General features: G+C 42.6%; 14 protein-coding genes. 5 read left to right on the top strand and 9 right to left on the bottom strand.

The genetic code is table 11. The features are described from left to right. Positions 1 to 11: 11 nt before the first annotated feature. Genes QZT69_RS10825 through QZT69_RS10815 form a run of 3 tightly spaced genes read right to left on the bottom strand, consistent with a single transcriptional unit; the run spans position 12 to position 1,900 of the window. Positions 12 to 866, bottom strand: coding sequence for a class I SAM-dependent methyltransferase (locus tag QZT69_RS10825; protein WP_294673956.1), 855 nt, complete (start codon positions 864 to 866; stop codon positions 12 to 14). Positions 867 to 874: 8 nt separating this feature from the next. Continuing rightward, on the bottom strand, positions 875 to 1,459 hold the full coding sequence (locus QZT69_RS10820) for a hypothetical protein (RefSeq protein ID WP_294673954.1): 585 nt from the start codon (positions 1,457 to 1,459) through the stop codon (positions 875 to 877). 6 nt (positions 1,460 to 1,465) lie between these two features. After that, complete coding sequence (locus tag QZT69_RS10815) at positions 1,466 to 1,900, bottom strand: Rid family hydrolase (RefSeq protein WP_124747704.1); 435 nt, start codon at positions 1,898 to 1,900, stop codon at positions 1,466 to 1,468. Positions 1,901 to 2,149: 249 nt separating this feature from the next. Between QZT69_RS10815 and QZT69_RS10810 the strand changes: the two genes are divergently transcribed. Then, positions 2,150 to 3,151 carry an NAD(P)H-dependent glycerol-3-phosphate dehydrogenase gene (locus tag QZT69_RS10810; RefSeq protein ID WP_294673951.1) on the top strand — a complete coding sequence of 334 codons (1,002 nt, stop codon included), beginning with the start codon at positions 2,150 to 2,152 and terminating at the stop codon, positions 3,149 to 3,151. 71 nt (positions 3,152 to 3,222) lie between these two features. Here QZT69_RS10810 and QZT69_RS10805 read toward each other — a convergent pair whose 3' ends face one another. Then, positions 3,223 to 4,092: a helix-turn-helix transcriptional regulator gene (locus QZT69_RS10805; protein ID WP_294673950.1), complete on the bottom strand. Its 870-nt coding sequence runs from the start codon at positions 4,090 to 4,092 to the stop codon at positions 3,223 to 3,225. Between the two features lie 97 nt (positions 4,093 to 4,189). Between QZT69_RS10805 and QZT69_RS10800 the strand changes: the two genes are divergently transcribed. Then, positions 4,190 to 4,531, top strand: a complete 342-nt coding sequence (locus QZT69_RS10800; protein ID WP_294673947.1) for a DUF983 domain-containing protein — start codon at positions 4,190 to 4,192, stop codon at positions 4,529 to 4,531. A gap of 633 nt (positions 4,532 to 5,164) precedes the next feature. Further along, positions 5,165 to 8,665, top strand: coding sequence for an N-acetylmuramoyl-L-alanine amidase (locus QZT69_RS10795; RefSeq protein ID WP_294673945.1), 3,501 nt, complete (start codon positions 5,165 to 5,167; stop codon positions 8,663 to 8,665). A 274-nt stretch (positions 8,666 to 8,939) separates the two neighbouring features. On the opposite strand, the gene QZT69_RS10790 is transcribed toward QZT69_RS10795, so the two are convergent. From QZT69_RS10790 to QZT69_RS10770, 5 genes are all read right to left on the bottom strand, one after another. After that, a complete protein-coding gene (locus QZT69_RS10790) occupies positions 8,940 to 9,524 on the bottom strand; it encodes a 50S ribosomal protein L25/general stress protein Ctc (protein ID WP_294673942.1) in 585 nt (194 codons plus the stop codon). A gap of 70 nt (positions 9,525 to 9,594) precedes the next feature. Further along, positions 9,595 to 10,530, bottom strand: coding sequence for a ribose-phosphate pyrophosphokinase (locus tag QZT69_RS10785; RefSeq protein ID WP_294673940.1), 936 nt, complete (start codon positions 10,528 to 10,530; stop codon positions 9,595 to 9,597). A gap of 79 nt (positions 10,531 to 10,609) precedes the next feature. Continuing rightward, a complete protein-coding gene (locus QZT69_RS10780; RefSeq protein WP_294673938.1) occupies positions 10,610 to 11,779 on the bottom strand; it encodes a lysylphosphatidylglycerol synthase transmembrane domain-containing protein in 1,170 nt (389 codons plus the stop codon). Then, positions 11,772 to 13,307, bottom strand: a complete 1,536-nt coding sequence (locus tag QZT69_RS10775) for an Ig-like domain-containing protein (RefSeq protein WP_294673936.1) — start codon at positions 13,305 to 13,307, stop codon at positions 11,772 to 11,774. Before QZT69_RS10775 ends, QZT69_RS10780 begins: the two co-directional genes overlap by 8 nt. Then, a complete protein-coding gene (locus QZT69_RS10770; protein WP_294673935.1) occupies positions 13,283 to 13,765 on the bottom strand; it encodes a GAF domain-containing protein in 483 nt (160 codons plus the stop codon). Before QZT69_RS10770 ends, QZT69_RS10775 begins: the two co-directional genes overlap by 25 nt. 126 nt (positions 13,766 to 13,891) lie before the next feature. On the opposite strand from QZT69_RS10770, the gene QZT69_RS10765 reads away from it, so the two are divergent. After that, positions 13,892 to 14,611 carry a 3'-5' exonuclease gene (locus QZT69_RS10765; RefSeq protein ID WP_294673932.1) on the top strand — a complete coding sequence of 240 codons (720 nt, stop codon included), beginning with the start codon at positions 13,892 to 13,894 and terminating at the stop codon, positions 14,609 to 14,611. A 24-nt stretch (positions 14,612 to 14,635) separates the two neighbouring features. Beyond that, positions 14,636 to 15,106 carry a hypothetical protein gene (locus QZT69_RS10760; RefSeq protein WP_294673930.1) on the top strand — a complete coding sequence of 157 codons (471 nt, stop codon included), beginning with the start codon at positions 14,636 to 14,638 and terminating at the stop codon, positions 15,104 to 15,106. The last annotated feature ends 80 nt before the right edge of the window (positions 15,107 to 15,186 follow it).

Below are 15,186 nucleotides of genomic sequence, written 5' to 3'. Positions count from 1 at the left end.
TAATTAACTCATTAATAATTGATAATTCTTGTTACAATCCCATAATAAAGCTCTTTCCCGCTGGTAGTTTTGAACCACAGTTCGGAATTGCTTACCTGCTGATTTGGAATCTTAAGTTCCCGGGTGATTTTTTGAATAAAAGCAACATCAACCTTGGGAGAATACGTATTTAAGATCAATACTCCTGATTGTGTTAACAGCTGTAAAGCTTCACCGATCAGTGTCCCCAACAATTCTTCCAGTTTCCACTTTTCGCCTTTTGCTCCCAATCCCCAGGCTGGCGGGTCCAGTTGCACGATATCGTATTTGTTTCCGCGCTTTACTTCCCGCCGGATAAATTTCAAAGCATCCTCATGCACCCATTTAATCCCTTCCAGGTTTGATTCTACCTGGTTTTGGTATCCCCAATCCAGCATGGGTTTAATGCTGTCACAATGGATTACTTCAGCACCGGTTCTCCTTCCGAAAACGGAAGCTGCTCCTGTGTAAGCAAAAGCATTTAGAAATCGTTTGGAAGAATCCAGTTTTTCCGAAAGGAATGTCCAGTTGACCTGTTGTTCAGGGAAAATCCCAATATGTTTGTTGGTTGTAATGCGTAAATGGAATGTAAGTCCGGAAGTCGTAAACAGCCACGAATCCGGAGCTTTCGGATTTAATTTTTTCCAGGTTCCCTGCAAAGATCCCTCTGATTTCGGGATAAATTCCCAGTCGGCCAAATGATTCCATTCTTTCCTGGAAAGAACAGCTCCGAAATAAGCCTGGTGCTCCGGACGAATAGTTGTTACGGTTCCCCAGCGTTCTAATTTCCTTCCGCCTCCGGCATCGATGAGTTCGTAGTTTTCCGGAAAATCAGCCATTAATTTCATCCGTTGGATTAACGCATTTTAGGCATTTTCTTACGACCGCCCATCATTTGCGCCATACGCATTTGATTTTTGGAAGGAGCGTTCTGTAGTTGGCCCTGCATCATTTTGATCTGGTCCTTCAACATGCCGCTGTCGTCCATTTTCTTAGCTTCAGCCAATAAGGTAACAGCTTCTTGTCTGCGGCCCGTTTGAACACAGATTCCTGCCAGGTGCATGCGCGCCATAGCCTTGTCATGACCTCTTTTCAGTCCTAACTGGATAGCCTGGCGAAGCATTCCCTCTACTTTTGCGTGAGGAAGCGACTGTGCATTCAAAAGTGCCTGCATATAGATTACGTAAGCTCTCTGGCGTTTTGAAAGAATGTATTGTGGTGCGGCGATGCGATTGATAGCGCGTTGTGCTTTATCCTGGTTTCCGGTACGCATGTGGTTTAGCGTAAAAGCCAGGTTTTCATTGTAAATGAAAGAAAGAATAACCAGTGCCAGCGGAATGATCAGGGAAATTCCCCATCCCCAGTAACCGGTGTAAAAAGAGTAAACAGTTAAGAATAACATTCCTGCAGCGATGATACTGCGAATAACAAATCCGATCATAATTATTTAGTCAATTGTTGCGATACATTTTAATTCGATAGCGATAGGAGTGGGAAGCGAGTTGATTTCAACGGTTGTTCTACAAGGTAGATTGTCTTTGAAATACTCCGCATAAACACGGTTGTAGACGTGGAAGTCGCGTTTCATGTTTACTAAGAAAACAGTTACGTCAACCAACTGGTCCCAGCTTGACCCCGATTCTTCCAGGATGATGCGCACGTTATCAAATACACTGCGGCATTGTGCCTCAAAATCAAACTCGATGAAATTCCCGTTCTTATCCAGCTTCAATCCCGGAACAGCTGAGTCAATATCATCAGATCCCGCAACTCTTGGCCCAACTCCCGATAAAAAAAGAAGGTTGCCAACTTTGCGTGCATGAGGATACAATCCAACCGGTTTCGGTGCTTTGTTTGTGGAAATACGTGAAACTTCTGCCATAAAATTTTTTAGCAAAGATAGTGCTTATTTTCCAATTCCGAATTCACAATATCGAGTGGCGAAAATGATGAATGTGAGAAAGATTTATGGGATTGTCCTTCGAAGAGAAGTTCTGTAAATTTACTTACTCGATCAAGCATTAAGGAAGCAAGTTGCACACCCAACAATTCGTAATTCAGCATTCGGCATGTGCCGTCGCTGGAGCTTTAGCGCAAGCGTTTCGGAATTATGTGTACATTTGTCGAGACTATGAATAAGCGCATGAAAACCGTTGGTGTCATTGGAGGAGGTAGCTGGGCTACCGCTTTGGTGAAGATATTGTGCAATAATTTTGCGCAGGTAAATTGGTTTGTTCGACGGGAAGACCAGGTGGCTCATATCATGAGGTATAAGCACAATCCTACTTATTTACAGTCAGTTGAATTTGATCTGAACCAGATCCACGTTTCCAATGACCTGGAAGAAATTATCAAGCGCTGTGATGTATTGATCGTTGCAACACCTTCGGCTTTTTTGGTGGAATTGTTCAAAGACACAACTCCGGAACTTTTCAAAGGGAAAATTGTTTTTTCTGCTGTAAAAGGGATTGTTCCGGAATACAATGCAATTCCAGCTCGTTTTTTTCACAAGACTTTCGGAACACCTTACAAAGATATCGGGATCATTTGCGGACCTTGTCATGCAGAAGAAGTAGCCCTGGAGCGCCTGTCCTACCTGACTGTTGCTTGTCAGCATGAAGGAATTGCTGCAGAAATGGCTCGTATGCTGGCTTGCCGTTATATCAAAACCACTACTTCGGACGATTTATTCGGAACGGAGCTTTCAGCGGTTTTGAAGAACGTTTATGCCCTTGCTTCCGGGATTTGTTCCGGTTTGGGTTATGGCGATAATTTCCAGGCCGTTTTGATTGCAAACGCTATCCAGGAGATCGAGAATTTTATTGATGAAGTAAGTCCGATCCACCGGGATGTGAAATCATCTGCTTACCTGGGAGACTTATTGGTTACGGCTTATTCCAAATTCTCGCGCAACCGGACTTTCGGTTTCATGATCGGGAAAGGATATTCTGTAAAAACAGCACAGCTGGAAATGGATATGATCGCTGAAGGCTATTACGCAACCAAATGCGTGAAAGAGATCAACAAGAAATTCCAGGTTGAAATGCCTATTCTGGAGGCTGTTTACAATATTCTGTACGAGAAGATCTCGCCGGTTATTGAGATGAAGATTCTTACTGATAAACTTACGTGATAATTATCAATTATGAATGATTGAATTATCAAGAATCAACTTTGATAATTCATTATTTAATCATTCAAAATTCAATTTCGTTCCCTAAACTGCTTTGGTGTTTCTCCGGCATGTTTCTTAAAGAACAAATGAAAGTACGGGTAATTATCAAACCCCAGTTCATCGGCAATTTCCTGGATACTTTTTGAATCACTGACTAATTTTCGTTTGATCTCCAGGATTAATCTTTCGGCAATTAACTGCGAGGTACTTTTTCCGGTACAGGACAAACAGATCCGGTGCAGATGCTTGGTTGTCATTGCCAGTTCCGAAGCATAGAAAGAAGCATTTTTCTGCTCGATATAATGTTCGTCCAGCAGCTTTACGAAGCGGTGGAAATGATCCTGGTACAGGCTGTTTTTTGAATTGTCGGAGGGAGTTTGTTCCCCATAAATCCGGGCAAGGTCTGCATAGATCAATTGGCTCAGGCCGGCGATCTTTAAAAAAGAATGCCTGGTGTTTTCTTTGTATTCCGACATGATCTCTTCGAAGCGCTGTTTTAATACCAACGCTGTCTCTTCGGTGATTTCTAATTTCGGATTGGAATCCCGCGACTGGAAGAAGGGCCATCTGTAAAGCTCAAAGTGCGTCACATACAATTTGTAAAAATCTTCCGAATGGAAAAAGATCCAGCCTTCGGCTTCTTCCTCAAACTCCCAATGATGAATTTGTTCCGGCTGCAAAAAAAATACACTGTTCGGATGAATGGAATAGGAGTTGAAATCAATATCGTGTCTTCCATTACCTTTTTCAAAAAAGACTGTTAAGTAAAAATCATGCTTGTGCGGATGATTAATGTCCGAATGATATTTGTGTAGGTGTTCCGAGAAGCGATTCACATAAAAAGCTTGTAGCAGACCGTTTTCATCAAATTTTTCTATGGGAAGTCTTGGTAAATCCATTCTTAAAGATATTAAAAATGTCTGAATAGTGTAATTCTTTGAGATAAAGAATTAAGAACAAAACGGATCGTTACCGGTAACTTTGTAAAAAAAAGCCATGTCAGATTTTAAATGGGTGCTCAATGGAACTTGTCCGATCTGCGGAAAAGGGAAAGTTTTCGAAACAAAAGGGTCTTTACTGCATTTGAAGGCTCCGAAGATGTACGAGCGCTGTTCGGAATGTAATTATAAGTTTGATAAAGAACCGGGTTACTTCTTCGGGGCGATGTATATCAGTTACGGAATGGCCATTGCAGAATTAATTGCCGTTTTCTTACTGATTACCTGGTTTGTTCCACTTGGAGTACTTTTCGGAATTATGTTCGCGGTACTGATGTTGACCATGTTTTTCAACTACCGGGTATCGCGGATCCTTTGGATCCATATTTTTCATGAGTAAAGTCCATGCGATTTAACAAGGTTTTTGATAGATTGGTTTCGGTAAATAGAATCGGAGTCTTATTGAATAGTCTTAGAACAGCGATCTGAAACCCAATCGCCAAGCCAGATCTTAAGTTAGAAGTAAAAAATGGTTATTTAATTCACAATTTTCTTGTCGAAGATGAAGGCCTTTCATTTCGGAAACCAATTCCGAAAAGTGCTTGTCATTTGGGATCCTGATCCCCCCTTTTCGTGAATTGGTCCGAAATGGAGGGCTGGTTAAACGAATGCAATTGGGAAAGGCTACCTCGTGTTACGTTTCAATGAAACTACACTTCGTCTTCAATCCACTTTGTGGCTTTCTTTTGCTTACTTTTTTTGCCTTGGAAGAAGCTGCGCAGCAGGTGAAGACGCACAGCGACAAACGTTGCGCCTTCGCTGACCGCATGTCGCCAAAGCTTTAGCGGCGGCACAAGCTACTGCGTAAGCGTTAGTGCGAAAGCTGTAGGTAAAGTAAGAGAACGAACCAATAATAGTAAGTTGAAAACGCATAAGTATTAAATTTAGACTACTAAATCCATTTTCGTTCATATTGATTTTCAGTTGTATATAGAATTAGATATATTAGTTCCACGCTACAAAATGAAAACAAATGAAAAGAATCCTACTATTCACAAGTTGTTTATTCAGCTTGGGGTCAATGGCCCAAACCAGCCAGGCAGACTTTGAAAATTATTGTCAGCAGGCTTATGCCGCTTATCCCGCGGTTCCGAAAGGAATCCTGGAGGCTGTTTCTTTTACCCAAACCAGGATCTCTTATTTGACGGCTTCGGAATTGGAATCTTGTTCCGGACTTCCCAAGTCTTATGGGTTTTTGGGAATGGTTACCAAAGGGAAGGGCTATTTCAAAGAAAATATGAAACTGGTTTCCCAACTTTCGGGGGTTCCATTGGTTCAGATAAAGCAGGATCCGGCCGCGGAGATTCACGCTTTTGCAAATGTCGTGAATGAGTACATGTCTGAATTGAAAGGCAATTCGCTGCAAAATACCCTGAAGGAAATTTTCGGAAGATTGTCTTATTTATCGGATTCAGGCAGGGTCAATAGTTATGCCAGAGATGCCGAACTGTATGAACTATTCCGATTCCTGAACAAGGACGAAAATTCCGCTCAGTATCATTTTCCAAACTACAATTTTGATTTGGTAAGCCTGTTCGGTGCAGAGAATTTTGCGGTATTAAGTGCTCCAAAAGTCATTTTTTCCGAAACCGGTATCCAAACTCCTTCAGGTCAGAAGTACATGGTGAAGAAGACGGGAAATAGCTTAAAGTCCACGGAATACGGACCGGCAATCTGGAACCCTGCACCAAGTTGTAATTTCAGTTCCAGGAGCGGAACGGCAATTTCAGCTATTACCATCCACACCATTCAGGGGACATATGCCGGGGCAATTTCCTGGTCGCAGAATTGTTCTTCCAGTGTTTCATATCATTACGTAGTTCGTTCATCAGACGGACAGGTAACCCAAATGGTCCTGGAGGCGAATAAAGCCTGGCATGTTGGATCTGAGAATCCCTATACCATCGGGTATGAACATGAAGGTTATGTGAGCCAGGCGCAATGGTATACCAGTGCTTTATACAATGCTTCTGCCGGAATCACAAGAGACATCTGCCAAAGCGGATATGGGATTAATCCGCTCAGGACCTTCTCCGGCGCGGCAACAACCGGCACAAATGTATTGGGAGGCTGCACCAAGATCAAAGGCCACCAGCATTTCCCGAATCAAACTCACACCGATCCCGGCATTTACTGGGATTGGGCACTTTACTATCGATTAGTGAATAACAATCCGACACAAAATACTTTGAGTGCGGGAAGCGGAACATTTACCGATACCGGCGGAAGCGGAGCCAATTACAGCAATGATCAACGTTATTTTACCTTGATCCAGCCGGCAAATGCAAGTTCCGTAACTTTGAATTTCTCCGGCTTTTCCCTGGAAGCTAATTGGGATTACCTCTACATTTACGATGGAGCGACCAACAGTGCTCCTTTGATCGGAATTTATACCGGAACAACGTCTCCCGGAACCATTACTTCATCCAGTGGAGCTTTGCTGATAGAATTTAGAAGTGATTGCGCAACAACTGCTGCAGGCTGGGTTGCAAACTGGAGCAGTGTAATTACCAATCCGGCTTTGGGTGACGCAGTTCCGCCCATGACAACTATAAGCGTTCCTGTAACATGGATCACACAGAATTTCACTGCAAGCTATACCGATACGGATAATTCCGGTGGAAGCGGAATCGATAAGTCGTTCTACCAGGTTACGGATCTGAATGGCAGTGACTGGCGCTCAAACGGAACAAAAGGATTTTTCAATGATAACTTTGATCAGGCTGCGATCCATTCAAGCTGGACATCTCAATCCGGGGTATGGGGATTGAACGCAGGTAACCTTGTTCACAGTGATGAGTCCAATGGAAATTCGAATCTTTGGGCCGGTGTTACCAGTAATCTGAGTAACCGCTACCTGTATCATTGGTCCGGAGCCATGTCGGGGACCGGAACGAACCGCAGGGCGGGATTGCATTATTTCTGCAGCGACCCTACTTTGCCGAACAGGGGAAATTCCTATTTTGTATTTTTCCGCCTGGACAGTGATAAGATCCAGATTTACGAGGTTACCAATGACGTTTACAGTTTGGTAGATGAGACAACTTATGACTTTAACGTAGATCAATGGTATGATTACAAAGTGGCTTATGACCGGATTACCGGAAAGCACCAGGTATATATCAATAATGTATTGTCCAGGACCTGGACAGATCCGACACCTTTGACAACGGGGAACTATATTTCCTTCCGTACCGGGAATTGTGTTTACAAAGTAAATGATCTGAGGGTTTACCGTTCCCGGAGTTCAAGCACTGCAATTACCGTCGGTGCATCAGGTGATATGCGTTATGAAAGCCCGAATTCATCTACAGCGGCCGGTCGTATAAAATCAATTGTTCAGGACGTTGCAGGAAATTTATCGGCAGTTGCAGCCCAGGATGTAAAAATCGACTGGACGAGTCCTTCTGCAATCCAGGTAGTCAATGACGGTTTGTTTGCCGATGCCTCAACTACGACCAGTAATTCGATGCTGGAAGCGAATTGGACGGCTTCTTCCGATACAAATTCGGATATTGCAAACTATTGGGTATCGATCGGCACGTCTCCCGGAGCTGAGGATATTGTTCAGTGGACCAATAACTATTGGAATACCACTGTCAGTATCGGTGGGCTGAATCTTACAGCGGGAACTACTTATTATGTTTCTGTCAAGGCTGAAAACGGTGCAGGTGCATTCTCTCCAACCGTTTCTTCAAACGGGCAAACGGTTGTTCCGCCGACAAACCCTCCTTCCGCTTCATTCCAGCTTCAGAATACCTATGTTTGTTCAACAGATTCGCTCATGTTCCAGAATACTTCTGTAGACGGGACCAGTTATTCCTGGTTCTTCCAGGGTGGGTCTCCGGCAACAAGTAATCAGGTAAATCCATGGGTACATTTTCCGGTATCCGGATCTTACCAGGTGCAATTGATTGCTTTCGGGCCAATTACTTCTGATACTGTTCAGCAAGTGGTCGATGTGGTGGTGAATTTACCTTCAAGCGCTCAATTCAGTATCAATGCGGATACGCTTTATCTGCCGAATGCGGTGTTGAATTGTACGAATGCATCGGTGAATGCAAACGGGTACAATTGGGATTTTGGCGATGGAACACAAAGTCAGGACGAAAATCCATGGCACAGTTATCAAAGTGCCGGAATCTATGAATTGAAACTAACTGCTGTGAATGATGCCTGTCCGGATGATGTTATGAGCCGTTTTATTCAGGTGATAGACGTAGCTGGTATTACAGACCAGGATGAATTTAAATTGATGGTATATCCGAATCCTGCTTCAGACCATTTGATCATTGAATCGGAGAAAGCGGAAGGTACCGTTTATTTAACCGATTATTTGGGAAGAATAGTTCTAAGGAGACAAATCAATTCAAACATGACTGAGTTGCAGGTAGCAGATCTGTCAGGCGGAATGTACCAATTGATCTACCAGGTTGAAGGGAAGACCCGTGTTAGATCCGTTGTTAAACGCTAAAATCCGGAGATTAAAAAAACGATTTTGTTTAAAATAGACGTTTAAAAAACCGAAAACTGCTTTAGAGAAAAACGGGAAGGTGAAAACCGAAGTTGCATAGTAAATTTGGTTTAGCCTAAGTAGGTAACGATATTAGAACCTACTCCTAAATCTAATAGTTAGTTATTGCCATCTTGCATAAAAGTTAAGATGGCTTTTTTATAGCGTATAATGTTGAAAATAAAAAAACCCTGACGTTCTTATCGAAGTCAGGGTTTTTTGATATCAGAAATTTTTATTCCTCATCCTCATCATCAGCCTCAGCAGCTTTAGAAGCTCCACGAGCCATTTTAACCGCTACTACAACTGCATTTTTCGCTTCGGAAATAGCTAAACCATCGTTTTCTAAATCTTTCACACGAATAGATTGTCCGATACGTAATTTAGTAATGTCAATTACGATAGCCTCTGGCAAATCTGCCGGAAGACCAACTACACGTAAACGACGGAAAACCTGCATCAAACGACCTCCCGCTAATACACCGCGAGATGCTCCTGTCAAACGAACCGGCAATGCCACTTTAACTGGTTTCTTAGGATCAAGTTCCAGAAAATCAATGTGCATTACTTTATCCGTGATAGGATTTTGTTGGATCTCCTGGATAATCGCATCAGTCTTTTTACCATCGATATCCAATTCGATTTTAAAAACATCAGGGTTAAAAACCAATTTCTCAACTTTAATGTCCGGAAGAGAAAAATGTGTTTGAGTTCCTTGTCCGTAAAGAACACATGGAACCTGCCCTGAGTCTCTCAAAGCTTTAGCATCTTTCTTCCCTACGTTCGCGCGTGGCGAACCGCTCAATTGTGCTACTTTCATGTTTGTTTTTATTTACTATTTATATTATCCGCTGTGGCGGATGGCTATCAGAAGCAGTGCTTCTTCTTGTTTACGAAATTATAAAATGTGTGCTGATAGATTCGTTCTTCACCAGGCGATCGATGACATCTGCAAACAGATCAGCCACTGTAATTACACGGATCTTATCACTTTTTTCTTTCAACGGAATCGTATCTGTTACGATCAGCTCCGTTAATTTTGAATTATTGATGCGCTCGTAAGCGGGTCCCGACAACACAGCGTGTGTACAGAATGCGCGAACACTATTTGCTCCTTTCTCTATGAATAATTCAGCAGCTTTTGTCAAAGTTCCTGCTGTATCACACATGTCATCTACCAAAATCACGTCTTTTCCTGCAACGTCACCGATTACAGTCATTTCCGCAACTTCATTTGCTTTTTTACGGTGCTTGTGGCAGATTGCAAGTCCGGTATCCAATTTCTTAGCATAAGCATTGGCACGTTTTGCTCCACCGGCATCGGGAGCAGCCATAATCAGGTTCCCGTTGTCCAAAGCCTTCATTTCATTGAAGAACAAAGTGGATGCGAATAAGTGGTCAACCGGAACTTCAAAGAATCCCTGAATCTGGTCTGCGTGTAAATCCATGGTCATCACACGATCAACACCTGCAGCCATCAACATGTTTGCGATCAATTTCGCACCGATAGCTACTCTTGGTTTGTCCTTGCGGTCCTGGCGTGCAAATCCGAAGTAAGGAATTACCGCAATGATCTTGCGCGCAGAAGCACGTTTTGCCGCATCAACCATCAACAGCATTTCGAATAAATTCTCTGTCGGAGGCATGGTAGACTGAACGATAAATACATCCTGGCCACGAACGGTCTCTTCAAATGAAGGCTGAAATTCACCATCACTGAATTCAGTAACTTTTACATCACCCAAACTAGCACCGAACTTGGTTGCTATTTGTTCTGCAAGCGATTTGGACGCTCTTCCCGCAAAAATTTTGACGCCGTAAGACATGGTTTTTACCGTTTTAAGAGCGCAAAGATAGGAATAATATCCGAAACGGCATTATTTTTTTGTACCGGTTCAAAACGATTTAGTCCCTGCTTTTTTTCTGCCGGGATAACCACCTCGGAAGGATGATCGAACCGATGATCAAATAGGGGAAATAAGAGATCAAACGCCACAACACAGCCATGGTTCCCAAAAGCACAATACTCGTACTGAACTCGGACAGCAATTCACCGAATGCCCACTCTGCAACCCCGCTTCCACCCGGAGTAGGGGAAATGCGAAGGAACATCCACAAAACAAACTGCTTGGTGAAGATTTGTGCCTGCTGCAGGAATCCCAGATTCAGAAAAGCCTGCATGATGAAATTGATTACCAGGAACCTGGACGACCAGGAGAACACAGTGGCCCCAAATGCTTTCAGCCAAAAGGAGAAAGGTTCTTTCTTCATTTCCGCAGCTGTTGCAATGACGTCGTTACCTGTTTTTGCCGCTCCTTCCCGGAATCGTTTTAAAAACGGAATGCGTGTAATGAATGTGAGCAGATGGAACACCAGTTTCGGGTAAAGTACAATGCTTGAAAAAAGGACCACGCAAAGAAGTGCAAAAACGGAAAAACCGGCCCAGAATACAGCCATCATCGATTCATTTCCGGTGCTTGGAAATAATTTTCCGGCAGGGATGAAGAGGAATAAAAGTGGTATGATGACCACGTAGAACAAGTTGTCCAGGAAAGCCGTCAATATGACAATTGCGGTTGCTCTTCCCAAGGCAATTTTTTCCCGGTTCAGGATGAACATGGCAACGGTTGCTCCGCTCATAACACCAGGGGCAAGAGCTGAAGCAAATTCCCAAATCATAATTACATGAAAAGATTGAGTCCAGGTCAATTGGTTTTTGGTCAGGATCCGTATACGCAGCATGTATCCCAGATCACGTCCGACCATTCCGAGAAGCGCTAAAAAGAGCCAGAAAAACGTACTGCTGTCCCAGGAAATATCGGAAAGGACATCATAAGCTGATTTTTTTTGGAAATCTCCCCTGGGAACGGCTATGAATTCTTCCGGGGTTGAATAATCGATCTTTTTATTGCCGTTAGTGTCTTTCCAGGTGTAATCGCCTTTTCCTTTTTCTACCCGGTGAAATTCTGAGCGTGTAAAACTGTAAATGAGTATCCCTCCCGAAATTGAAATCCCAATCAGCAAAGCGAGATAGATTCTCCATTTACTAAAGGTTTTTTCGAAAGAATCACTCATTCGGTTTCAGTTCAAGCGTTTCTTCGATATCCCAGTTTGGTCTGAGTTTGGATTTGATATCAAAACGAACCACCTCTTCAGGCTGTGTTTTTTGTTCCCAATTACCGGCATCCCATTTTCCGTTGCCATTCACGTCGCGGATACATCGGATCTGGTAAACGGCAGGGATCAGGTTCACCCAGTCGATTATGGTATCCGAGTCTGTTTTTTGGAAAGTCCGGATTGCAGTTGCTCCGTCCATTAACTGGACAACCCAGCGGCCTTTCAGACTTTCAACATTCAATTTTAGGTTCGACAGATCGGAAGTCCGGAACGTTTTCAATTCCACTTTAACGGAATCATTCTGATTGGTCAATCCTTTTAAGGCTCCCATTTTAAAATTTACAAGCAGTTCGAAAGCAGTCGCTGTTTTGGGAATAATTCGTACCTGGTTCCCGGAAAATGCATAATCGTAGGCAATTTTGATCTTTGTTTTGTCTTCTACAACAATGAGGGAAGTATCTACTTCGTTAATGGATTCATTGGTTTCAAAAAGAAGCGTATCTCCGAGCAACCAGGAATTTTTATAAATTTTAGCGGCAATAGAAAAATTCTTGCTGCGATCCTTTAACGGGATGATCTTGGTAATGGTGTCCGTGCCGGCAATAAAGGTGTAGATATCATTCTGAACACTTGGCAGTTCTGCCAGTACCGAATCCGGTGCATAGCGATTTATAATTCGGATCGGCTGCGAATTAATGGTCGGGTTTGACTCATCAATCTCTTTTCCATAAGCGTAAAAAGTTCCCGGATTGAGAATTTTAACCTGTAGTTGTTTCAGCGGACTTTTCGGTTTGTATGCCAGGATGTGCGCAAATGTGCTGTCGCCGCTGGAAATAAGCTTGGAGGTATACGCAATTTCTTCCCCGATAGAAGGAAGTCGGTCTTTGTTGGAGTCGAGAAAAGCAAATAACTGGTATTCGCCTTCTTTCAGGTAAGTGAATTCAAATTCTCCCTTGGTATTGCTTTTACAAATGTAGCTTGGGGCCTCTTTGTAAGGATCTTTCACCGAATCATACAGACCGATCGTAAAAGCATTGGATGGTTTATTGGAAAAACCGTCCGTAATGATTCCGTTGATCTTCAAGGAATCGATTTGGTCACCGGTCGAAAATACGAATTGGTGAATGGTATCGTTCTTTTCATTCAGGTCTTTGATAGTTCCATTCAACTGGATAATGTAGGTTGTATTCGGTTTAAGAGCTCCGTCCCATTTGATGGTCAAATCTCTTTTGCTTGAAGTAATATCCAGTTTTCCGGCATTTGGGTTCATCACTGCCGTGTTTGCCGGATCGTTTAAAGTGAAAAACTCGTTGAATTTTACCGTTAGCTCATTTTGGTTCACATGCAGTGCACCCTGTTCGGGGTTTTGAGTTCCTTCTACCGGAACCGCAGCACGTTCATCAGCAGGACCACCCGTTAATGGAATGACTTCAGCACAACCGGCCAAAAAAAATAAAAGCCCTAGAAACAGTGAGTACCTACCCATTCGCAAAGTTCATTTAAATAGCGTGCATCAATAGTGTCAAAATCATTGAGCACATTACTGTCGACGTCCAGGATAGCAATAACCTGACCGTTTTTTCGAATCGGAACAACGATCTCGCTTTTACTTTCGCTCGAGCATGCGATGTGTCCCGGAAAAGCTTCCACATCCGGAACAAGCAGTGTCTCATTTTGTTTCCAGGAAGCCCCGCAAACTCCTTTTCCGTATGCAATGCGCGTGCAGGCAATTGGTCCCTGGAAGGGCCCGAGCACTAATTGGTCATTTTCAACCAGGTAAAAGCCTACCCAAAAAAAGTCAAAAGTCATTTTAAGAGCAGAAGCAATATTGGCCAAATTAGCAACCAAATTTGGTTCACCTGCACAAAGTGCTTTGGCCTGAGGAAGCAATGTCTGGTATTTTTCCTCTTTGGAAGTTTGAGCTATGATTAATTCTTCTGCCATAATGCACAAAAATAAAGAATACTATTCTTTAAGTCGAAAAAATGGATTTATTTGGGAAAAAAATTGAAAAAACGCGTTCTCGTAAATGATATTTTTACATAACTTAAATGGAAAACGAAAATTAGTATGCTTGATTTGAGCCAATTAGACAAAATTCTATTCTTAGACATTGAGACAGTACCGGAAGTTTATAACTACGCAGACTTAGACTTAGAAACAACCAAATTATTTGATGCGAAAAACGCCCGATACCTGACCGAAGACAAAACCAAAGCAGATGTTTACAACGAGAAGGCGGGTATTTATGCAGAATTCGGTAAGATTGTCTGTATTTCTGTCGGGTTTGTACATCACTCCGCAACCGGGAGATCTATCCGGATGACCTCTTTTGCACATGAAGACGAAGAAACACTCCTGAAGCAGTTTGTGCGCCTGTTGGAAAATAATTACAACACACCGAAACACGTTTTGTGCGGACACAATTCTAAGGAGTTTGACATCCCTTTTATTTGCCGCCGCTTATTAATTCACGGGATCGGTTTGCCGAATGTATTGAACCTCGCGGGTAAGAAACCGTGGGAGATTCAGCACCTGGATACCATGGAGCTTTGGAAGTTTGGTGATTATAAAGCTTATACAAGTTTGGCGCTGCTTTGTCACATTTTCAAGATCCCTACTCCGAAAGATGATATTTCGGGAGCTGATGTAGCTCGTGTTTATTATGAAGAAAATGACCTCAACCGCATACGTATTTATTGCGAAAAGGATGTGGTTGCATTAATTCAATTATTTTTGAGAATGAATGGAGAACCTTTAGTAGATGAAGGGGAAATTTATATTAAGTAATTACTACAACAAACAACTACATTTATGATTCTTACCAAAAAAGTGATGCTTGCCGGCATCTTTCTAATGAGCCTGAGCTGTCTGAATGCCCAGGAGGTGATCAAGTACAACAACAAATCCATTACAATCCAGGGACCGAAGTGCTTCATGATGGATATCAACGGAACAGTCCTGGAATACCATCAAAAAGTGGTAGGTGATGATCTCTATGCTACGGTTTTGACAAAAAGCGCAGCAGGAACTATCCGTGAGCTGACGGTACGTAAAGTTTCCGTGAAGGTGATTATGGACAATGCATTTAAAATTGAGCATTTTGATAAATACGGAGAGATGTATACGTGTAATATTCTGACAGATTTAGATAAAGTAGAAGCCAGTGTTTATGAAAAGGCAGGATCGAAAATTTTTCACGAAACAAATGTGGCGGTTTATTTTGCAGATAAAAAACAGCTCACAGATTTCATTGCGGAGATCAAAAAACAACGAGGTTTTTAATCCCTGAAAATTTGGATATAAAGTAAAACCCCGACATCAGTCAGTTGACTGATCGTCGGGGTTTTTTATTTGGTTTCAGT

It is taken from the genome of uncultured Fluviicola sp., from assembly GCF_902168135.1.
In the GTDB taxonomy this organism is placed as follows: Bacteria; Bacteroidota; Bacteroidia; order Flavobacteriales_D; family Crocinitomicaceae; genus Fluviicola.
This window is presented reverse-complemented; position numbering and strand designations above follow the sequence as displayed.